The 21,310-nt window shown below is 52.7% G+C and carries 20 protein-coding genes; 14 read left to right on the forward strand and 6 right to left on the reverse strand.

Annotation, left to right across the window (positions count from 1 at the left end; translation table 11 throughout):
- The 3 genes from dnaA (at position 1) to recF (ending at position 4,144) form a co-directional block, all read left to right on the forward strand.
- Entirely contained in the window at positions 1–1,635 is a 1,635-nt protein-coding gene (gene dnaA, locus AB6B37_RS00005; RefSeq protein WP_371396840.1) for a chromosomal replication initiator protein DnaA, read from the forward strand.
- 203 nt (positions 1,636–1,838) lie between these two features.
- Positions 1,839–2,942: a DNA polymerase III subunit beta gene (dnaN, locus tag AB6B37_RS00010; RefSeq protein ID WP_371396841.1), complete on the forward strand. Its 1,104-nt coding sequence runs from the start codon at positions 1,839–1,841 to the stop codon at positions 2,940–2,942.
- 26 nt (positions 2,943–2,968) lie between these two features.
- Complete coding sequence (gene recF, locus AB6B37_RS00015; RefSeq protein WP_371396842.1) at positions 2,969–4,144, forward strand: DNA replication/repair protein RecF; 1,176 nt, start codon at positions 2,969–2,971, stop codon at positions 4,142–4,144.
- Here the strand turns inward: recF and AB6B37_RS00020 are convergent.
- On the reverse strand, positions 4,141–4,317 hold the full coding sequence (locus tag AB6B37_RS00020) for a hypothetical protein (RefSeq protein WP_371396843.1): 177 nt from the start codon (positions 4,315–4,317) through the stop codon (positions 4,141–4,143). The two genes, recF and AB6B37_RS00020, sit on opposite strands and share 4 nt — an antisense overlap.
- A gap of 54 nt (positions 4,318–4,371) precedes the next feature.
- Between AB6B37_RS00020 and AB6B37_RS00025 the strand changes: the two genes are divergently transcribed.
- Positions 4,372–4,677 carry a LysR substrate-binding domain-containing protein gene (locus AB6B37_RS00025; RefSeq protein WP_371398474.1) on the forward strand — a complete coding sequence of 102 codons (306 nt, stop codon included), beginning with the start codon at positions 4,372–4,374 and terminating at the stop codon, positions 4,675–4,677.
- A 261-nt stretch (positions 4,678–4,938) separates the two neighbouring features.
- Here the strand turns inward: AB6B37_RS00025 and AB6B37_RS00030 are convergent, their stop codons facing one another.
- Positions 4,939–6,135 carry a UbiH/UbiF/VisC/COQ6 family ubiquinone biosynthesis hydroxylase gene (locus AB6B37_RS00030; protein WP_371396844.1) on the reverse strand — a complete coding sequence of 399 codons (1,197 nt, stop codon included), beginning with the start codon at positions 6,133–6,135 and terminating at the stop codon, positions 4,939–4,941.
- Positions 6,136–6,325: 190 nt separating this feature from the next.
- Here AB6B37_RS00030 and AB6B37_RS00035 point away from each other — a divergent pair, with 190 nt between their 5' ends.
- The 3 genes from AB6B37_RS00035 (at position 6,326) to purU (ending at position 10,211) form a co-directional block, all read left to right on the forward strand.
- Entirely contained in the window at positions 6,326–8,755 is a 2,430-nt protein-coding gene (locus AB6B37_RS00035) for a DNA translocase FtsK 4TM domain-containing protein (RefSeq protein ID WP_371396845.1), read from the forward strand.
- Between the two features lie 182 nt (positions 8,756–8,937).
- The gene (locus AB6B37_RS00040; protein WP_371396846.1) at positions 8,938–9,195 is read left to right on the forward strand and encodes a hypothetical protein; all 258 of its coding nucleotides are present in this window, start codon (positions 8,938–8,940) and stop codon (positions 9,193–9,195) included.
- A gap of 167 nt (positions 9,196–9,362) precedes the next feature.
- Positions 9,363–10,211: a formyltetrahydrofolate deformylase gene (purU, locus tag AB6B37_RS00045; protein ID WP_371396847.1), complete on the forward strand. Its 849-nt coding sequence runs from the start codon at positions 9,363–9,365 to the stop codon at positions 10,209–10,211.
- A 2-nt stretch (positions 10,212–10,213) separates the two neighbouring features.
- Here the strand turns inward: purU and AB6B37_RS00050 are convergent, their stop codons facing one another.
- Together AB6B37_RS00050 and rpmE are read right to left on the reverse strand one after the other, a co-directional pair.
- Positions 10,214–10,582, reverse strand: coding sequence for a hypothetical protein (locus tag AB6B37_RS00050; protein WP_371396848.1), 369 nt, complete (start codon positions 10,580–10,582; stop codon positions 10,214–10,216).
- Between the two features lie 596 nt (positions 10,583–11,178).
- On the reverse strand, positions 11,179–11,397 hold the full coding sequence (gene rpmE, locus AB6B37_RS00055; protein WP_371396849.1) for a 50S ribosomal protein L31: 219 nt from the start codon (positions 11,395–11,397) through the stop codon (positions 11,179–11,181).
- A gap of 161 nt (positions 11,398–11,558) precedes the next feature.
- Here rpmE and AB6B37_RS00060 point away from each other — a divergent pair, with 161 nt between their 5' ends.
- The 5 genes from AB6B37_RS00060 to creD all read left to right on the forward strand — a co-directional run bounded on the left by AB6B37_RS00060 (position 11,559) and on the right by creD (position 16,904).
- A complete protein-coding gene (locus AB6B37_RS00060) occupies positions 11,559–12,398 on the forward strand; it encodes a TIGR01459 family HAD-type hydrolase (protein ID WP_371396850.1) in 840 nt (279 codons plus the stop codon).
- Between the two features lie 41 nt (positions 12,399–12,439).
- Positions 12,440–12,877, forward strand: coding sequence for a MaoC family dehydratase (locus tag AB6B37_RS00065; RefSeq protein ID WP_371396851.1), 438 nt, complete (start codon positions 12,440–12,442; stop codon positions 12,875–12,877).
- Positions 12,878–12,883: 6 nt separating this feature from the next.
- Positions 12,884–13,822 carry a riboflavin biosynthesis protein RibF gene (ribF, locus tag AB6B37_RS00070; RefSeq protein WP_371396852.1) on the forward strand — a complete coding sequence of 313 codons (939 nt, stop codon included), beginning with the start codon at positions 12,884–12,886 and terminating at the stop codon, positions 13,820–13,822.
- Positions 13,823–13,950: 128 nt separating this feature from the next.
- Positions 13,951–15,336 carry a sensor histidine kinase gene (locus tag AB6B37_RS00075; RefSeq protein ID WP_371396853.1) on the forward strand — a complete coding sequence of 462 codons (1,386 nt, stop codon included), beginning with the start codon at positions 13,951–13,953 and terminating at the stop codon, positions 15,334–15,336.
- 149 nt (positions 15,337–15,485) lie between these two features.
- Positions 15,486–16,904 carry a cell envelope integrity protein CreD gene (gene creD, locus AB6B37_RS00080; RefSeq protein WP_371396854.1) on the forward strand — a complete coding sequence of 473 codons (1,419 nt, stop codon included), beginning with the start codon at positions 15,486–15,488 and terminating at the stop codon, positions 16,902–16,904.
- On the opposite strand, the gene AB6B37_RS00085 is transcribed toward creD, so the two are convergent.
- Complete coding sequence (locus AB6B37_RS00085) at positions 16,901–18,451, reverse strand: CpaF family protein (protein WP_371396855.1); 1,551 nt, start codon at positions 18,449–18,451, stop codon at positions 16,901–16,903. The two genes, creD and AB6B37_RS00085, sit on opposite strands and share 4 nt — an antisense overlap.
- 215 nt (positions 18,452–18,666) lie before the next feature.
- Between AB6B37_RS00085 and AB6B37_RS00090 the strand changes: the two genes are divergently transcribed.
- Entirely contained in the window at positions 18,667–18,978 is a 312-nt protein-coding gene (locus AB6B37_RS00090; RefSeq protein ID WP_371396856.1) for a hypothetical protein, read from the forward strand.
- Between the two features lie 125 nt (positions 18,979–19,103).
- Positions 19,104–19,883: a succinate dehydrogenase iron-sulfur subunit gene (locus AB6B37_RS00095; protein ID WP_371396857.1), complete on the forward strand. Its 780-nt coding sequence runs from the start codon at positions 19,104–19,106 to the stop codon at positions 19,881–19,883.
- Positions 19,884–19,990: 107 nt separating this feature from the next.
- On the opposite strand, the gene AB6B37_RS00100 is transcribed toward AB6B37_RS00095, so the two are convergent.
- Positions 19,991–21,196, reverse strand: coding sequence for a methionine gamma-lyase (locus AB6B37_RS00100; RefSeq protein WP_371396858.1), 1,206 nt, complete (start codon positions 21,194–21,196; stop codon positions 19,991–19,993).
- Positions 21,197–21,310: the final 114 nt, after the last annotated feature.

Here is a 21,310-nt window from a genome sequence, read left to right on the forward strand (position 1 = left end):
GTGCCAAAAAAGCGTAACACCGATATTTTATCGTCTCCCGATGCTCCCAATATGTTCACAGGCGAAGCGCCGCTAGAAAGCGCGCATAAAGTCTGGGCCAAAGTCGACAAAGAACTGATTTATGCGCTTGGGCCGAACGTGCACCGCTCTTGGACAGGTCGTCTATCTGTAAGTGATGCGTGCGCCTTTTCGGTTAATTTGACGGCTCCGACCCGGTTTATCGCATCAAAGATTGAAACGCAGTATTTTGATGACGTGCAACGCCTTTGGGCCAAACATGATGTTGTGGCGCCGCCGCGCCAAATTACAATCTCTCGTCCTGTGTCTCACATGACGCCGTCTGCAAGCTCGCTGAAAAATCGTCAGCCTGGCAAAGCTTTGGCCTCGCACCGTCCGCCTGCTTTGGGCGCGTCCAAAATAGACGCATCCGAAAACACACAGCCAAAGGCGACAACAACGCGCTACCGCACCAAAGCCAGCTTTGAGCGTAGCGACCGTGAAATGGCTTTGAACAATACAGCCGTTAGTGACACACCCTTCGGAGATACAGGCGCGAGCGCCTTTGACGGCACCGCGCGGGCCCGCATGGGGGAAAGCCCGCGGCAACGATTTACTTTTGATAATTTCGTCGTTGGTGCGCCCAATGAATTTGCTTTTGCCGTCGCGCGCCAAATCGCAAGCCTTGACGAGCCGCAATATAATCCTGTTGTCCTGCACGGGGCCAACGGTATTGGTAAAACGCATTTGTTATATGCTGTGCAAAATGCGGTGGAGGCCTCTGATCCCACGCGTCGTGTGAAGCTCATCAGTAGCGAGAAATTTGTGAACGCTTTTGTGTCATCCGTGCGCGGCGGCGGACGTGACGAAATTGAAGCTTTCAAATCATCCCTGCGCGATGTTGATGTGCTCATTATTGATGACGCCCATTTCATTGCCGATAAACCCGGTAGCCAAGAAGAGCTATTGCATACGCTTATCTCGCTGGTTGGCGAAGGCCGCCAAGTGCTTATCGCAGCGGACCGTCATCCGGACTTGATTGAAAAAGCATCAGACCGTTTGAAATCCTATCTCTGTTCAGGCCTTGTGTGTAAAATTAGTGCGGCAGATTATGAATTGCGGCTGCGCATCCTTGACCGCCTGATTGCGCGCCGCCGCGAAACGGCCAATGCGACTTTGGCGATACCGCAAAATGCGCGCGATCATTTGGCTGCGCGTATCAACGCCACCCCGCGAGACCTTGAAGGGGCGTTTAATCAAGTTGTCGCGCAGTCCGAGCTGCTCGGCACACCCATTACGCTGGAAACTATTCAAGAGACACTGTCTGATAGCCGTTATTCCAAGGGCATGCGCTTGACGGTTGATAAAATCCAACGCGCAGTGGCAGAGGAATTTGGCATTGCGCTCAATGATATGACGTCCAAGCGTCGGGCGCGCGATATTGCCCGTCCGCGCCAAGTGGCGATGTATTTGTGTAAAAAACTGACCAAGCGGTCTTTGCCTGATATTGGGCGGCGCTTTGGCGGGAGGGACCACACAACGGTCATGCATGCGGTTAAACGCGTCGATTCGCTGCGTGCGGAAGACAGCGTCTTTAACAGCCGCGTAAGCGCGGTTGAGACAACGCTCAAGGGCTAAGGAATCCACGCGGCGGATTTATTGCGGCCAAACACATGTTATCTTGGATAAACCCGGCAATTTTACGTGAAATCCACACTTAGGACGCGAAACGCGCTAGTATTTTTCGGCTCTATGCTTATCTTCATATGCAACTATGGGGGTTTTAGGCGCGGGCGATGAATGGCCTGTATCCTACGCCGCAAAGATTTAAGGATAAGAGCATGAAAATCTCTATCGAACGCGCCGCCTTGCTGACGGCTTTGGGTCATGTGCAAAATGTTGTCGAACGTCGCAATACTATCCCTATTTTGTCTAATGTTCTGATGACGGCCAAAGACGGCGCGCTGACGCTTGTCGCCACAGATTTGGACATTGAAATTTCAGAGGCTACATCTGCTGATGTCGATGCACCGGGCGATATTACGGCGCCCGCGCATACGCTTTATGATATTGCACGCAAGTTGCCTGACGGCGCGCAAGTCTCGCTAAAAATTGGTGCGGATGACCGTCTTGAAGTCGATGCAGGACGCTCTCACTTCACGCTGCCTCTATTGCCTGCCGGTGATTTTCCAAAAATGACGGCGGACGGTTTTACCCATAATTTTGTCTTAAAGGCAGGCGAACTTCGCCGCCTGATTGATAAGACGAAATTCGCGATCAGTACCGAAGAAACGCGCTATTATCTCAACGGTATTTACATGCACGCCCATGACGGATTGCTCCGCGCTGTGGCAACCGATGGTCACCGCTTGGCCCTGTCTGAAATGGAACTGCCCGCAGGGGCGGCTGATTTGCCAGGCGTCATTATTCCGCGAAAGACCATTGCTGAAATTCGCCGCCTTATTGATAGTGGTGACGGCGAGGTTAGCCTGTCTGTGTCAGAGGCGAAAATCCGCTTTCATTACGGCACAGCCGTTTTGACCTCCAAACTCATCGATGGGTCATTTCCAGATTATGAGCGCGTTATCCCCAAAGGGAACACCAAGGAACTGGTTATTGATAATGCCATTTTTGCCAAAGCCGTTGACCGCGTTGCCACTATATCGGCGGAAAAATCGCGTAGCGTCAAACTCAGCCTGTCCCAAGACAGCCTCGCGCTGGCGGTGAACAATCCTGAACATGGTAATGCCCATGAAGATTTGATGGTAGACTACAGCGCAGAGCCGCTGGAAATTGGGTTTAACGCGAAATATCTTTTGGACGTGGCAGGACAGATTGAAGGGCGCGACGCAACTTTTTATCTGGACAGCCCAGCCGCCCCCGCCCTTGTCAAAGACAGCGAAGACCCTTCCAGCCTTTTCGTGCTGATGCCGCTGCGCGTATAGCCCTGTCGCGCGGGATGATATCATAAATGTCCCAACCTCTGCCGTCAGACTTTCCTTCTTCTGCGCAGGATAAACACCGCTATATCGAAACCCTTCGCCTGACGGATTTTCGGTCTTACGCCAGTCTTGATTTGTTACTAGACGGTCGTCCTGTGGTCCTGTCTGGGCCGAACGGTGCGGGCAAAACCAACCTATTAGAAGCGGTCTCTTTTTTATCGCCAGGACGTGGGCTTCGGCGCGCGAAAGTCGACGCCATTGCACGGGTTGACGGCAATAGTGTTGCGCCCGCATGGGGTGTGTCCGCAGGCGTCATTGACGGCGATGATGATCACCGCATCAATGTCGGCCAAGTGCCCGAACAGCCCCGTCGCCGTCTTGTGCGTTTGAACGGTAAATCCGCGACAGGCACGGATTTGGCGGGCCTGATGACGATGATGTGGCTGACCCCCGCTCAAGACCGCTTGTTCACAGGCCCAGCGTCTGATCGCCGTAAATTTCTGGACCGTTTTTGTCTGGTGCACGCCCCCGGTCACGGCATGGCGAGCCTGCGCTACGAGAAAGCCCGCGCCGAACGCAATCGATTATTATCAGACGGCATCACTGACGCAGGATGGTTTGAGGCGCTAGAAGTGGACATGGCCCTGCACGGCGCGCATATCGCCCAAGCCCGTGCTATGACGGCCAGTGCGCTGATCGACCAAATCGATAGCCGTCCCGAAGGCGCTTTTCCCAAAGCCGTTATCGCGCTGGACGGCGACGCAGAGGAACGGTTTCAATCGGGTCTATCTTTTGATGATGTGCAGGACTTTATCAAAACACAGCTAGAGGCAAACCGTCCACGCGACCGCCAAGCGGGCCGCACCTTATTGGGCGTTCATCGCTCTGATCTTTTGGTGAGGCACGCGGCGAAAGATATGCCCGCCGAATTATGTTCAACGGGGGAGCAAAAGGCGCTTCTCATCGGGCTGACTTTGGCCCATGCACGGGCTCAATCCGCGCGCCGTCCTATATTGCTGCTGGATGAGGTCGCGGCCCATTTGGACGATACCCGCCGCAGCGCCATGATCGAAGAACTGCTTGATCTTGGCACGCAAGCGTTTTTAACGGGAACCGACGCGTTGCTCTTTGCGGCCTTTGAGGGCCGCGCGCAAAATTTTCACGTCGAAGGCGGCGTGGTCAGCGCGCAAGAAGAAAGCGTTTAAAACCTGTCTTTGCGCAAGATTTCCACTTTGGTTAGATAAACAATACCCGAATAATGATTAAAGCATGTCTGCTCAATCTCATGGGCAACGTTTAGCGCAATCTGATGGTCAAGCACGACGAATTCGATTTTCAAAATTGAGAAGCTATTAATGACGGCGGGCCCTTTTGACATATGCGTGCCGTGCTGGCCTTGCCGCTGCCGTCCAAAATCGTGTAGCCGCTGATCCTGCCGACCGCAGACAGTGGTTACAGCAATAATATTGATATCTTATTGCAGCGTATGGATATTCAGCCCAATATTATTGCCGAGGTCGGTGATACGGTCATGATGCGCCTTTTGGCCCGACAAGACATAGGGCTGGCTATCTTGCCGCCAATTGTTGTCATTGATGAGCTTTCAAAAGGGCAGCTTCATGAGGCGTGCAAATTAGACGGCATTACCGAATATTTTGCGGCGCTGACGTTAAACAGCAATCTGCCCAATCCAATTTTAAATGAACTATTGGCGTCCTATAGCTCACCAACAGCTTGATATGATTTAATAGTGTTGTGAGGAGCCCTTAAAACAAAGTGGCCCTACACACCGGAGTGTGCAGGGCCGTGGTGATTGTACGGGGCGCATGTCCAACCACCAAAATGTTTCAAGCTAAAGACAGCTAAGCCGTTTGCTTGTACGTTTGCGGTATAGGGTTGTGAAACTGAACGTAACCTAAATGAATGGCTGACGCTGTCATTTGACAGCCCTCTTTGTTCATATTCAGTTCATATTGGCCAGACACACCGCTCCATAAGCCTAACGCATGAGTGAGGCCCGCTCTCCCGTTTCGCCTGCGGCCTCGGACACAAAAAATGCGCCCACCATCGGCAGGCTATCCACAGCCGCAAGACCAAGCCGCCGTAAATGACGCAACGGTGCAACGGGGTTTGAAAATAAAAGGTTCAACGCATCGGTCATAGTTGCAAGGCTATTATTATCAAAGCGCCGCCACTGGCCGTATTCCGCCAGGATCGCCCCGCCAATATCAAGCCCGGAACCCCGGGCTGTGGTGATAACATCGATTAACGCTGCCGCGTCGCGTAGTCCCATGTTTAGCCCCTGTCCCGCCAGCGGCAAGATAACATGGGCGGCGTCACCGATTAGGGCGAGGCGGCCTTGCGTATATTGCTCCGCCAATTGCAAGGTCAGCGGGTAGCTATAAGGGGTAGTGGTAATCTCTATCTCGCCTAGCACGTCACCCATGCGCCGCATAACCTCGGCCTTGAACGCGGGCGGGGGCAGCGCGAGGGCGGCGTCGACCGCGCGGGTTTTATCTGACCAAACGATACAGGCTGTGTTGTTCACCATCGGCAATATCGCAAACGGTCCGCCCGTTAAAAATAGCTGATGCGCCACGCCGCCGTGCGGGACGCTATGGGATATATTAAACACAATCGCGCTTTGGTCATAATCACGGCGCGGGGCGGGAATGGCTGCAAAGCGCCGCATGGCGCTGTTGCGACCATCAGCAGCGACAATCAGCGGTGCGCGCAGGACTGCGCCACTGTCCAGTGTCACAGTGGCCGTATCAGCGCCGTTATCAAAATCTGTGACGCTCGCCTCTGTGAGAATTGTAATGCTAGATTTGCTGTAGACCGCGTCCACACAGGCGCGGCGCAAAATTTCATTCTCCACCATATGCGCCATGGGCGTGTCGCGGTTTTGACCATTAAAATGCAGCGATAACGGCGAGATATCGCCGACGCGCCCCTCGCCTATCATCATGTCATGCACGGGTTGCACCGCGCCAGACAGGGCGTCCCATAGACCAAGGTTTTTTAACATCGCCACACTGCTGGCGGCCAAGGTAGAGGCGCGGCTATCCTCACGCGGGGCTTTGATATCCGCACGGTCAATGAGGGCCACGTCAAAGCCCGCTTGCGCGGACGCCAAAGCGGCTATTAATCCGACATGGCCTGCGCCGACAATAATAATATCAAACTGCGTTTTCATGACGCTGTCCTAGCATGCCGGGCGTGGCGGCCCAAGGGTTATGGCCCGCCCGCGACGCTTTAACATATCCCCAGATAATCCGCTATTTGGCGTGGGCCTTAACGCCCTGTTTACGACCCGTCTTCATAATCTTTTAAGTATTAGGCCCCGGTCTTTCGGGGCTTACCCATGACCATAGGATATGTTCTTCATGCCGCCTACTGCCACCGCAACGCAATATAACACGCCAGACTATGACGCCGCCTATGCGCAAGATTTGATGGATGATGTTATTGGGCGCGGGCCAAGCGCGTTAAAACGCGCGGTGACGGCTCTGTTTATGTGCGGCCTCGCGATGGTTATCCTCATTAGCGTGCTTAGCTTTAGTCCCTTTGACACGACTGCGGACACGGCGGGACTGACCGGGCAAATTGGCGGTGTTCAGAATAAATTGGGCGCGCCGGGCGCGGCAGTGGGTAATGTCCTGCTTCAACTCATCGGCGGTGGGTCTGTCATGCTGGGCGGGCTTCTTTTATTTTCTGGTCTGCGCCGCATGATAAAGCCGCGCCCCTATGGGTCGCGTTTTGATCGGTTGCGCCGCATGGCCATTGTCGCAGGGGCTGTCTTTTTTGGCACGGCGACATTATCGGCGTTCCCCATTCCGCAAAGCTGGCCCATGGCGACAGGGCTTGGCGGTTGGATCGGGGATTTGGTCTATCTGAATTCAAAAGCGGGCTTGGATCATTTTAACCTGCCCGTCTCTGGCTTACTGGTCGCAGGTCTGATGTTTCTGGCGTCGAGCTTTTGCCTTGCGCGCTATTTCGGAATTGTCGGACGGCATGTGCTTGATTTATGGGACGCGGCGGGCCTTGTCTGGGCGACATTCCGCGTTTGGGTTGACGGCATCGTCAGCTTTTTTGCCGCCAAATTTGAAAAAAGCTACACCGCAGATGTCGAAGCCGATGATAGCCTCGGGCATTTATACCGCACGGGAACAGATACAAGCGAAACGGCCCAAGCCACACAAGTCGCCTATGCGCCAATTACGCCTGCTCCTGCGCCCACCCCCGTCGCGCCAGAGCCTAAACCCAAAAAGAAAAAACGCGTCTCTGTTAAGAAGCGCGCGAAAGCCCCAGAATTTGATTTCCCTGAAGGGTCTGATTTCGTGCTGCCGGGGCTTGATTTGCTCAAGACACCGCCGCCGCGCCAAGCGATTACCGACGAAGCCGCGCTGGTGCGTTCTGCGGAAAATCTCCACCGTGTTATGGCGGAATACGGTATCAAAGGCGAGATGGGATCAGTGCGCCCCGGCCCGGTTGTGACCCTGTTTGAGTTCGAGCCTGCACCGGGCATGAAAAGCCAACGCATCATTAATCTGTCTGACGATATTGCACGCAATATGTCCGCGCAATCTGCGCGTATCGCCGTGGTGCCGGGCCGTAACGCAATGGGTGTGGAATTGCCAAACCGCCGCCGCGAAACTGTGTGGCTAAAAAATATGCTCGCCTCAGAGACGTTTCAAAATTCCGAGGCCGGCCTGCCTATGGTGATGGGCGAAGATATTGGCGGCGCGCCCTTTGTGGCGGACCTGTCCAAAATGCCTCACTTGCTTGTCGCGGGTACGACAGGCTCTGGTAAATCTGTTGGTGTGAACGCCATGATATTGTCGCTCATGTTCAAGCTCACGCCAGAAGAATGTAAGTTTATTATGATTGACCCGAAAATGCTGGAGCTATCCGTCTATGACGGCGCGCCGCATCTGCTCGCTCCTGTGGTGACAGAACCGAAAAAAGCCGTGGTTGCCCTGAAATGGACCGTACGGGAAATGGAAGACCGCTACCGTAAAATGTCCAAAATGGGCGTACGCAATATGGCGGGCTATAATGAAAAAGTCGCCGAAGCTAAAGCGCGCGGCGAGGTCATGACGAACACAAAAATGACGGGCTATGACAAAGAATCGGGTGAGCCGCTCTATCATACCGAAGAACTGGATTATGAACCCATGCCTTATATCGTCGTGATTATCGACGAAATGGCAGACCTGATGATGGTCGCGGGTAAAGATATCGAAGGCACAGTGCAGCGCCTCGCGCAAATGGCGCGTGCGGCGGGTATCCACATGATTATGGCCACACAACGCCCCTCTGTCGATGTGATTACGGGTACCATCAAAGCCAACTTCCCGACCCGTGTGTCTTTCCGCGTGGGCTCTAAGATCGACAGCCGCACAATCCTTGGGGAGCAGGGGGCAGAGCAGCTTTTGGGTAATGGTGATATGCTATTCATGGGCACGGGCCGTCCGCGTAGACTACACGGGCCGTTTGTCTCGGACGGCGAAGTGGAACGCGTCGCCGCCTTTGTCAAAGCCCAAGGCACGCCGAGTTATCTAGAAGCCATTACAGAAGACCCCGAAGAGGCCGCCGCCTTTGACGAGGCCGCTGGCGGTGACGCTGAAACTTCGCTCTTTGACCAAGCCGTCGCCATTGTCGCGCGCGACCGTAAAGCCTCCACCAGCTACGTCCAACGGCGCCTGTCCATCGGCTATAACCGCGCCGCAGACCTGATTGACCGCATGGAACAAGAAGGCATGATCGGCCCCTCTGGCCCCGGCGGCAAAAGAGAGATTTTCTTACCGGAGTAAGGCGTTCCAAAGGAACGCCGATAAGGGCAAGAAAAGCACACACCCTTAGTGTGCTTTTTTGCACCGCTCACGATGTTTAACGCGAGATTGGACGGAGATTTAAAACGCCCAAAGAAGGCCGCTGGTAATGTTTGTTGATACGACAGAAATCCGATATATCTGCAGCAAAGAAGGAACGGTAAGTGAAAATCCCTAAGCCTTTAGTCGCACCAATGACGCTTATGCTCAAACTGAGTATTCCTATAACTTATGTTTTTATGATAGTTGGGGCACTTTTTGCAGTAGTTTCTTTGGTGAAATTAGAAAGGGCAATGCTATTGTTTAGCTTAGCTTTCATTGGCTTTGCAGTTTTCCATCGTTTTTGTTGTATCCGAATGCTAGACTCGATTGATCGCACAGGAACCGCCTATAAATGGCGATACAAAATCGACAAAACTTAGACACTATCTGAATTCCTTAGCACCCCAAAATCACCTCATACCCGCCGCTGATAATATTTTAGACCACGGCCGCCGTCACTCCAAACAAAACACCACACCAGCACCCACTTTCGCCCACATCCCAATTCCCCCTAGCCCAATACACCCGTCCGCGCTACACCGCTGCTATGACCAGTAAATACATCCTCACCACTCAATCTGAAGACCGTATCGGCATTGTTGCGACGCTGACCCGCGCGCTTGCGGATCACGGCGGGTTTATCACGGCACATTCGCAATTTGGCACACCAGGCTCAGACCGGTTTTATTCGCGCATTGCTTTTGATATGGACAGCGAAAACCTCACGGCGTTTAAAAGCGCGCTTTTGAAAATTGCAGGTGAGTGGTCGTTGAGCGTGGAGATTATCCCCCAAGCCCGCAAAACCAAAACCATCATCATGGTCTCAAAATTTGATCACTGTCTCGCGGATTTGCTCTACCGCCGTAGCAACGGGAGCCTGAATATTGACGTCTGCGCGGTGGTGTCTAATCACACAGACGCCGCCCATCGCGCGAGGGCCGCAGACGTGCCCTTCATCCATATCCCCGTGAGTAAGACGAACAAGCCAGAGGCCGAAGCGGCGCTGCGCAAGGTGATGACCGATACAGGCGCAGAGCTGATTATCCTTGCGCGCTATATGCAGATATTATCAGACAGCTTTTGCACTGATTATTCGGGCCGCATAATTAATATTCATCACAGCTTTCTGCCCAGCTTTAAGGGCGCAAAACCTTATCATCGTGCTTATGCTCGCGGCGTGAAACTGATTGGGGCAACGGCGCATTACGTCACCGCAGATTTGGACGAAGGCCCCATCATTGACCAAGACGTGCGCCGCGTGGACCACACCATGACGCCTGACCAACTCATTGCGATTGGCCGCGATGTGGAGGCGCAAACATTGGCCCGCGCGGTCGCGCATCATGTCGACCACCGGGCCTTTATCAATGGCAATAAGACGGTGGTGCTACCGTAGGGTTATGCTCGCCATGCCTGATAACTGACCCATATGAGCGGCAAGAGACCGATTGCGTCCGTGACCGCAATCTTGCGTAAGGCACCCTCGGACAGGCCTGCACGGGCATAGACGATTAAAAAACCTATCATGCTGATGGCCGCGATGAGGGATGCTATTTTTCGCGCTGAAGGGTCAAAGGCTGCTATGAGGGCCGCGACCATGACGGCCAAAAATAGCGCGCCTCTGTGAACCAGTAATACGCCCACATCTCCTGAAGGGGGCACATTATAAAGTGTTTCTGTCAAACTGGGTTTTAATAGAACGCTGGCAGGCAAAAGATGGATGAGTGCAATTAAGCCCCAACATAATTTCGTTATGCTCTCCATCACCTTTCCCCCTTTGTGTGCTATCAACTTATGTATTTATGATATTGCCGTAAACACCCAAAATTTTGCGGCTTCAGCGGTTTTCCGTGGGAAAACGCAAACCCGTAGGGCTTGTCGGTGGTTTGTTGGCGTTGGGAGTATGGGCGGTGCAAAAATTTCGCACGAAGGGTGTGCGTAATTTCTTGCCCTTGTCGGCATTTTCGCTTTGCGAAAAACGCCTTAAAAAAAAGCCCGGGTGCACACGGTGTGTGACCCGGGATAGAGAAGTTTGTAAACACAGGGGAAACTATGTTCGATTGTGTTTAACCACAGCGGCAAAATAATTTTAAGCAGAACCGACCCAACACCGTTCAAATCGCAAGCCATGATGAGAAATCGTGCGCGTCTCGGGTGGGTTTGCTGAAAACTAAATCATGAGGCGCATTTGGGCTGTCTTTCGCCGCATCGCAGGCCATTAAAAAAGGCCCCCATTTGGGAGCCTTTGGTATCGTGTGGTCGGTGCGGTGCAGAAAGCACGCGGTAAGGGCGGTGCAAAAATTTGCGCTAAGGTTGTGCGAAATTTCTTGCCCTTATCGGCGTTTTCGCTTTGCGAAAAGCGCCTAAGCAAAGCCTTTGAATTTGTCTTTGAAGCGAGAAACACGACCGCCGCGATCGAGCATTTTGCCGTCGCCGCCTGTCCAGGCTGGGTGCACTTTGCTGTCGATATCAAGCACAAGGCGGTCGCCTTCTTTGCCATATGTGCTGCGGGTCTGATATTCAGTTCCGTCGACCATTTGCACGGTAATCATGTGATAATCTGGGTGTATGTCTTTTTTCATTTTGGTTCTCCTGCCCCAAAAGATAAGGGCGTTATAGCACGGGTTTACATTAGAGGGTCCCCCGCAGGTGAGGGGCGTTTAGCGGGTGCGCCCAAAGCCGTCAAGCCTGCATTGCAATTGGCCGTGGGCGCGCCTAAATGAAAGGCGTCAAAAGGATATTTATGGCTGATTTTAAAAATATTGCGGGCCTCGGCCATATTGCGGATGATTATGATGCTTTGCTCTGTGATATATGGGGTGTTGTGCATAATGGCCGCGAGGCCTTTGGCGAAGCTTGCGAAGCGCTAGAGCGGTTTCGCGCCGATCGTGGCCCTGTTATATTGATTACCAATTCACCGCGCCCCAGTGCGGCTATTCCCGAACAACTGGCCGAGGTCGGCATTGTCGGTAAAATCTACGACGCCATTGTGACATCGGGTGACGCAACAATAGACGAGCTTTCGCGCCGCGCGCCGGGCCCTGCGTTTAAGCTAGGGCCAGAACGTGACGACGGTCTCTATGAAGGGTTGGAGATGCATTTTGCCGATTTGGGCGATGCGGAATTTATCACCTGTACGGGTCTGTTTGATGACGAAAATGAGACGCCCGATGATTATATCGATATGCTGACCGAGGCGCGCGATATGGGCATTCCACTGATTTGTGCCAATCCTGATGTGCAAGCAAAGCGCGGTGATCAGCTGATTTATTGCGGTGGTGCGCTGGCGCAGCTTTATGAAAAACTGGGCGGCGAGACAGTTTACGCGGGTAAACCGCATGAGCCGATTTACCGTCTATCCCGCGCATGGCTACGCGAAGTGTTGGGTTATGATGTCACCAATGACCGTGTCTTGGCGATTGGCGATAATATTCACACGGACCTGCTAGGCGCGCAGCAAGAAGATTATGACTGCCTGTTTGTGGCCAACGGTGTGCATCAAGGCAATGAGGCAAAACTTAAAGAGCTTCTGCGCGATCATTCAATTTCTGCGCGGTATATGGCGCCGCATTTGGCTTGGTAATTACGCTTGGTAATTAGGGGGGCGACTGCTAATAGACAATTATGACTGACACGACAAAATATTATCTCGAAGACCTAGAGGTCGGCATGTCCGCGACCACAAGCATGGTGATTACGGGCGAGCAAATTGATACATTCGCCAAAATCACAGGTGACTTTAACCCCATCCATGTAGATGAGGACGCTGCCAAGGCGGCCGGGTTTGAAGGGCGTATCGCCCACGGGGCGCTATCGGCGTCATTGATTTCTGCCGTACTGGGGAATGATTTACCGGGCCCGGGCGCAGTGTTTGTAGAGCTGAATTTGCGGTTTCGCCGTCCCGCGATGATTGGTGACAAAGTCACCGCCGTCGCGACGGTCAATGAGATTAATGAGCGCACGGGACGCGTGCGCATGAAGTGCCACTGCGAAGTGAACGGCAAACAAATCTGCCGCGGTGATGCAGGCGTTATTTTAAAAAAACGCCCCAAAGACGATTAAGCCGCGATGCGCAGTTTTGACCGTTACGAAGGCCTAGCCCAGGGCGACAAAGGCGCGGTCATTGCGCTAGGTAATTTTGACGGGCTGCACCGCGGTCATCAAGCCGTCATTAAACGCGCGAAAGCCATTGCCGATAATATCGGCGCGCCGCTCGGCATTGGTCTGTTTCGGCCCCATCCTTACCGTTTTTTCAAACCCGACGCCGCACCCTTTCGCCTGATGAGTGCGGCTGTGCGGGCGGCTATTATGCCGAGCCTTGGTGTGGAGCGCCTTTACGAAATTCCGTTCACAGACAGCTTGCGCGATATGGATGACACGGACTTTGTTGATGTCGTTCTACACAAGGGTCTGGGCATCAAACATGTCGTTGTTGGGTCTGATTACGGATTTGGTAAAAACCGCTGTGGTAATGTGGATAGCCTGACGCGGCTTTGTGCAGAGCGTGGCATAGGCGTCACGGCGCTGGACCCCATTGGCCTGCATAAAATGTACGGTAAATACGGTAGCACAGAAATCCGCCGCGCGCTGGCCCAAGGGGACGTGTTCCACGCTGCCCATATGCTGTCCCGCCCTTGGATTGTTGACGGCATCGTGCAAAAAGGCGCGCAACGCGGGCGCACAATTAATTTCCCAACCGCCAATATCGATTTTGGCGATTTGGTCCGGCCGAAATTTGGGGTCTATGCGGTTGAAGTCGTTTTGCCCGACGGCACCAAAAAATTTGGTGTCGCCAATACGGGCAACCGCCCGACGGTTGGCGGGGAAGAAGCCCGGCTAGAGGTCAATATTTTTGACTATAGCGGCGATCTTTACGGACAGACATTACAGGTGCATTTTCGCAGCTTTATCCGGGACGAGAAAAAGTTCGATAGCTTTGACGCGTTGAAAGACCAAATTACCCGTGATGCCGACGGCGCACGGTCTATTTTCGGGCTACCGTTATAGCTCGATTTTCTGCGGTATATACCAAAGTCTTAAGGCGCCATTTATAGCGCCGCTTTTCTGTCTTAAAACCTTGGCTTTCATAAAACTTTAGGCAATTTAGGTTAGACCAATGCCAAAGAGGGATAGCCATGAGCAATTATGTGGCGCGGTTAGAGCGTTTTCTAAATCTGGATACAATTACCGGCTATGGCCAGTTGATGCGCGCGCGTGCCGTTTACGGTATGGGGCTTGCTTTTATCCTCACTCAACTTGTGAACCTTCTGACAATGACGGCCAGTTATGGTCGTTGGACGATGGATCATACGACATCAATCGTGGTCTGCATTTTCGTTTTCCTGACAGTTCTTAATTTACGTAAAAGCCGAAACTTTGTATTTTTCGCAGGCGTGTTTTCAATCCTCATTATTGGCGGGACCTTGGCTGTGGCCTTGCCTGAAAACACGGGTATTAATTCGGCTATGCTACCGTTTTTTGTTCTGGGCATTGTCATGAACGGTTTCGTGTCGGGCTCGCGCGCCACGGTTGTTTTTGGTGTGACGTCCTTGGCTATGGTTTGGTTTTTATGGTGGTGGTCCGTACAGTATAACTACACACCGATTTTTGATGTTGAGGCTTTTGAAGTCCGCAATTTCCAACGCGCCGTGCAGGCAAGTCTTGCCATTGTGATGATAACAATAATCGCAGCCCTGTTCTCGCGTAATATGCATGCCGCTTTTGCTGATTTAGAAACTTCTGTTGAAACCGCCCAAGCAGGCGAACGCGCCAAGACAGAATTTCTGGCAACAATGAGCCATGAACTCCGCACACCAATGAACGGTATATTGGGCATGTCGGACCTCTTACTGGAAACAGAATTAGATGCTGAACAACGCGACCTTGTTGATGTCATCAACCGATCGGGTGAAGATTTGCAATCCATCATTGGCAATGTGCTTTTATTTTCGCAGTTGGAATCGGGTAAAATCGTATTGTCGTCAGAAGACTTTGACCCTGAAAAATTGCTGGTCGACTCGATGCAATATTTTGCCAAGCGCGCTCAGTCTAAAGACATCGCTCTGATCACCGATATCAGCACCTATTTGCCGCATGTCGTGCGGGGTGATGCGCGCCGTATTCAAACCGCGCTCAGTGCGCTTTTAGAAAATGCTGTTATCTTTACCAAAAAAGGGCAAGTCATTGTCCGCGTCAGCCTAGAGCCCTCTGACAATGGTGACGCGCAAATGTTGACCTTCACGGTTCAAGACACAGGCATTGGCTTTACCTACACATTATACGAAACCATATTTGAGCGCTTCACCCAATTAGATAGCTCGATAAGCCGAGAACATGGCGGCACGGGATTGGGCCTGACCATTGCACGCGGCCTTGCGCGTTTAATGGGCGGTGACATTACGGTCACAAGCCGCGTTGCGCGCGGGACAATCTTTACCTTGTCAGTCCCTGTCGAGGTGACCAAAGCGCGACTACCAAGCGAGCGCTCGGTTAGTAAGCTCCGCACAGTCGCCCCCGCATAAATCCAGTGACCCGCGCCGTGCTTTCGCCGTAATCACATAATTGTGCCTTGAAATTGTCACCGGGTCACCGCTGCCCCGCCTTGCATGCGCCCTGCTATAGCCATGACAGGTTAGTACGACGCTCTTGTTTTTTAAAATAAGAGAGCCCTATGTCACCACCATCTATATCCCAAACACTGCCAAAGCCCGGCTCTAATCTCGGGTTAAAACTTATTCTGATTTGCGGGCTGATATTGCTCATGGCTATTCCTGCCATGTTTATCAGCTATATTAGTTATGAACGCGCTGGCCGCGCCGATGATGTTACCCGCGAGGTATCCGAGCGATACGGCGGCGCGCAATCAATTATGGGTCCGCTCTTGGTCGCGCCCTATCATGTGAAAAATAAAGACGGCGAAACCGTCGAAGCGGGGGATTACGTCACATTTGCAGAAACAGGTCATGCCGAGTTTTCGGATGTGAAAACCACTATTCGCAAACGCTCGCTGTTTAAAGTGCCGACTTATCAAGGGCAGGGCGTGATCAGCGCGAGTTTCGCGCCTATCCCCACATTATCCAATGCGCAAGCAAAAGCTGGGCCGGGTATGTTTATTAATTGGGACGCGGCGCAACTCGTTATCTCTGTGACCGATGTGCGGGGTCTTAAATCTGATATTACTATCAAAGACGATAGGGGTGTTGAGCGTCGGTTTGAACCCGCAACCGCCGCTTTTGTAAAAGTCGTTACGACGGCCGAGAGCATTGGCCGCAATCACGCAAGCACGCCCCAGAGACGTTTTACCGATATATTACCGGGCCGGCTGATGTCGGTTGATGCGCGCGGATTTATCAGCGCTGATAAAAACAGTGCCGTTACAATTGGCCTGAACCTTGGCGGCGCGCAGAGCCTCTCGGTAATGCCCTTTGCGCGCACAACGACGGCCCGTATAAAATCTGATTGGGCTGACCCTGGATTTTCTGGGGCTTTCCCGCCCGTTGAACGCGACGTTACAGAAGACGGCTTTGATGCCCGCTGGTCTGTGCCGCGATTGGCGCGCAATATGCCCGCCTCGGGTTTGGCCCATCAATTACCGCTGCATGAGATGAGCAACGCGGCCATGAGAGTCAGCTTTATTGAGACCCATTCCGCCTATAAAACGGTCAACCGCGCCCTGAAATATGCCGTGCTGTTTATCGGGCTTGTGTTTCTGGCTTATTTTCTATTTGAGGTTATCGTCGGCGTGTCTGTGCACCCAGCACAATATATCCTAATTGGTCTTGCCCAGAGTATTTTTTATCTGCTGTTACTCGCATTTTCTGAACATATCGGATTTAACGCCGCTTTTGTTATTGCGGCGGGCGCGACGATTGCGGCGACGGCAGGCTATGCGGGGGCGGTCTTTGGTTCTCGTGATTTTATTGTTAAGACAGGCGTCGTCTTTACCTTGGTTTACGGGCTTTTATTCACGCTGATGCGGATGCAGGATTTTGCGCTTATGCTCGGCGCGCTGACCAGCTTTATCGCCATTGCGGGCACGATGTATCTTACCCGTAGTGTTAACTGGTATGGCCGCAAAGAGGCGCGTTAGCCTTGGCTAGCCAGTTGATCGCGAATGGTCGCGGCGCGCTCTGTTGTTTGGCGTGCGGCGCGGCCGTCTTTGGGCGCGCTGACTTCTTCTGGCTCCCCAAAGGCAGGGGCACCCGCCTCTATAAGGGCTGCCGATAATCTGTCGGCTAGGCCGTAGCTTTCCGCGCGTTCCCAAAACCGCGGGCGGCCTATACCGCTGGAAACATGGTCGCCAACAATTTTGCCCAAAGCCGTTTCGCCCGTCTGTTTAAACGTCATAAGATCTTGGGTGATAATTGTATCGCCGTCTTTATGCAGCACTTCTGTGATATGGGTGATTTTGCGCGACCCGTCGCGCAGGCGTAAGGTCTGCACCACAATATCAATCGAGCCGCAAATCATATTGCGCACCACAGCACCGGGTAGGGTAATACCACCCATGGCGACCAGCGTTTCTAGTCGAGCAAGCGCGTCGCGCGGTGTATTGGCATGCACCGTGCCCATTGATCCGTCGTGACCCGTATTCATGGCTTGGAGTAAATCTAGCGCTTCTGCGCCGCGCACTTCGCCGACAATAATACGTTCTGGGCGCATGCGCAGGCAGTTCCTCACCAAATCACGCATGCTGACTTCGCCGCGGCCTTCATTATTGGGCGGACGGGTTTCTAATGTCACGACATGGCGTTGTTGTAATTGCAGTTCTGCCGTATCTTCGCATGTCACAATGCGTTCGCGCGCGCCCATGAATGCCGTCATACAATTCAGCAATGTGGTCTTACCTGACCCCGTGCCGCCAGAAATTAGGACGTTACAGCGACATGCCGCGATAATGGCCAGAAGTTTTGCGCCCGCAGGTGATATGGTACCAAAATTAACAAGATCGCGTAGCACAAGACGGTCGCGTTGAAATTTCCGAATGGTCAGCGTCGGGCCTTTGGTGGCCAGCGGTGGCAAGATGATATTAATACGCGAACCATCCGCCAGACGCGCGTCACAAATTGGCGACGCCGCATCAACATGACGTCCCGTTTGGGCGGCCATGCGCTGACAAATGGTCGTTAGATGCGCCTCATCGCGAAAGCGAATATTGGTTTCTTGAATTAAACCGCCTGTATCGATAAAAACGCGGCCCGCGCCATTGACCATGATATCGCCAATGTCTTGGCGTTCTAACAAAGGCTCCAGCGGGCCAAAACCGAGCAGATCATGGCAAATATCTTCGGCAAGCAATGCCTGTTCTGCTGTTGAGAGGCGGATGTTTTGCAGCGTGACAATTTCGCTAATGATGCTGCCAATTTCGCGCTTGGCTTTGGTTTTATCAAAGGCAGATAATTCGCCCAGATTAATCACATCCAAAAGGGCATTAAACACGCTGTCTTTGACGGCGGCGATGGCAGGGTTATTAGATATAGCTGTATCGGCGTTAGGATCGACAATTGTCACGGGCTTCGCATGCGCCTTGGGAACCATTTCGTCCATCAAGGCGGATTTTTCACCCGCATGCCTTGGTTCTCCAAAGCGCGGCACAGCTTGGCGACTGGTTCGCCTTTCTTTGTCGGCCCCGAACATTAGCATCCCACAATATTATTCATTCCCATCCAAACATTAGCGCATAATTGCGACTAAACCGTTACTGCGCGGCGGATTTTCACAAAATAACAAGGTTAACAAAATATTACTTGCAACGGCTCTCGATTTTATCCACAAAAGTGATGAGGTATGTGGGGGCATTACTTTACTAGCGCAAAGAACGTGACGGTTTGGCGGGCTAAATTGGGGTACGCATGCAGGCGCAAAAATATACAAACCGCAAATCCGTATTGGATGAACCGTTCAGCATGGAGGCTGATGCGGATATACAACCGCCAAATCCGGAGCAATCCTTTATCATCGGCGGCATTTCGGCCGCCCAACATTCGAATAATGCGCATAAAGGCGGAATTCTAGCTGATGTTGCCCATGTTCTGGGGTGCTCTGTTGAAGCTTTGGGGTTCTTAATTGACCCTAGCCCCCACAGTAACAGTGATTTTGATTTTCCCGACGCAGAGCGCCGCCGTTTTATTGGTCGAGAAAACCATCTGAATATCGCTGAATAATTGCTATTTGTGCCTTTTAGGCCTTAAATCTTTCGCGACAAATTGTCGGACTTTCTTTTAACGAACCCTCTTCATATTTACGACGTAAGGGTCTATAACACGCGCCTAGTTAAGAAGGATGTCCCATGGTTCAGCTCAGCCTGCCGAAAAATTCCAAAGTCGATAAAGGTACTGTTTGGCCCGCCAAAGACGGCGGCAAGCGGATGAAGACGTTTAAAATCTACCGCTATGACCCGTCTGACAATGACGGCCCGCGTTGGGACAGCTACCAAATTGATCTGGATGAATGCGGCCCAATGGTGCTGGACGCGCTGTTTAAGATTAAAAATGAGATTGATCCGACACTCGCATTTCGCCGCTCTTGCCGCGAAGGCGTTTGCGGCTCTTGCGCTATGAATATTGGCGGGCGCAACACGCTGGCCTGTACAAAGGCGATTGATGATGTTGCGGGCGGTAATATTTCGATCTCGCCGCTGCCGCATATGCCTGTTGTGCGCGACCTCGTCCCTGATCTATCTAATTTTTACAAGCAATATGCCTCTATCGAGCCGTGGCTCCACACATCAGAAGCCGAGCCTGAGAAAGAGCATCTGCAAACACCCGAAGACCGGGATAAGCTTGACGGCTATTATGAGTGTATTCTTTGCGCGTCTTGCTCCACATCGTGCCCGTCTTATTGGTGGAACGGCGACCGTTACCTCGGCCCAGCAACATTGCTCCAAGCCTACCGTTGGTTGGTGGACAGCCGTGATGATGCCAAATCAGACCGCCTCGACGCCCTTGAAGACCCGTTCAAGCTTTACCGCTGCCACACCATCATGAACTGCGCCAACGTTTGCCCCAAAGGCCTAAACCCCGCCAAAGCCATTGCCGAGGTCAAGAAAATGATGGTCGAGCGCGCGTAATTGCGGGTTGGCCTTCGGCCAAAATTTTGATGCGGGGCATAAAATTTAGCTGATTTCAGAACGCCGAACCCAATAGGGTTCGGAGTCATGACGCTTTTAATTATCCCTCAAGCACTCTGCGCAAAACTAAGTTGCGCCATGGCTTGATGCAAATCGGCGAGAATATCCTCCACCCCTTCAAGCCCGACCGATATCCGCACGAGGCCGTCGCTAATGAGGTGCCTTTCGCGTTCCTCTGGCGTATAGGTTGAGTGGGTCATGCTGGCGGGGTGCTGCATGAGGGTTTCGGCGTCGCCCAGCGATACAGCGCATTTAATCATGGTGGTAGCATTAAGCAGGGCGCGTCCCGCATCCAGCCCGCCGTATAATTCAAATGCAATCATGCCGCCGTAACCGTTCATTTGACGGGTCGCGAGGTCATATTGCGGGAAGGATTTCAGGCCGGGATAGGACACAGATTTAACCTCATCACGCGCGTCTAGCCACTGCGCGACAACGCCCGCGCTTTGGCAATGCCGCTCCATACGCAGCTCTAATGTCTTTAGTCCGCGCATGACCAGCATCGCCGTCATCGGGCTCATCACGGCGCCTGTCATATCTTTGAGGCCGAAGAGACGGATGCGGTTGATGGTCTCAAAATCACCCGCGATAACGCCCGCCACCAAATCGCCGTGCCCGCCTAGATATTTTGTTGCGCTATGAACGACAATATCCGCGCCTAGCGATAGCGGCTGGCAGAGATAGGGCGTCGCGTAAGTATTATCGACCATCACCATCACCCCTTGTGGCCCCGCGATATCGGCCACTGCCTTAATATCCACAAGCCGCATATTGGGATTAGCGGGCGTCTCAAAATAAACGACTTTGGTTTTATCCGTAATCGCCGCGCGCAGATTATCAGCATCAGTTAAATCAACATGGGTGATGGTAATGCCAAATTTCGCCAGGCCGTGATGAAAAAATGAAAACGTGCAGCCGTAAAGTGTCGCGTCGACGATCAACTCATCACCTGGCGATAAGAGTGTCCAAAGCGCGGCGGATATTGCGCCAATACCGCTGGATAGGGCAAGGCCCGCTTCCGCGCCCTCAAGGCTTGCGATACGGCCTTCGAGTAAATCAAGCGTCGGGTTGGAAATACGCGAATAGACGTGACCTGCGCGCTCACCCGCAAACATTTCGCCGCCCGCTTCGGCGGTCTCAAACGCATAGGTGGAGGTGAAATGCACAGGCGGTGTCAGCGCGCCGTGATGCGCTGTGCTATCATAACCATGGTGAATAGCGCGGGTCGAAAAGCTCTGATTTTGATGGCTCATGGGGTCTCCGGTGCAGCATTAATATCTATCACCACGGCATAATAAGGTATTTTACTGCTCCATATCGTGTTATATATATCACAAATACTTGTAAAATTAGCAGGATATGCCAAT

Origin of the sequence: Fretibacter rubidus (assembly GCF_041429785.1) — a bacterium.
Lineage (GTDB): Bacteria > Pseudomonadota > Alphaproteobacteria > Caulobacterales > Maricaulaceae > Fretibacter > Fretibacter rubidus.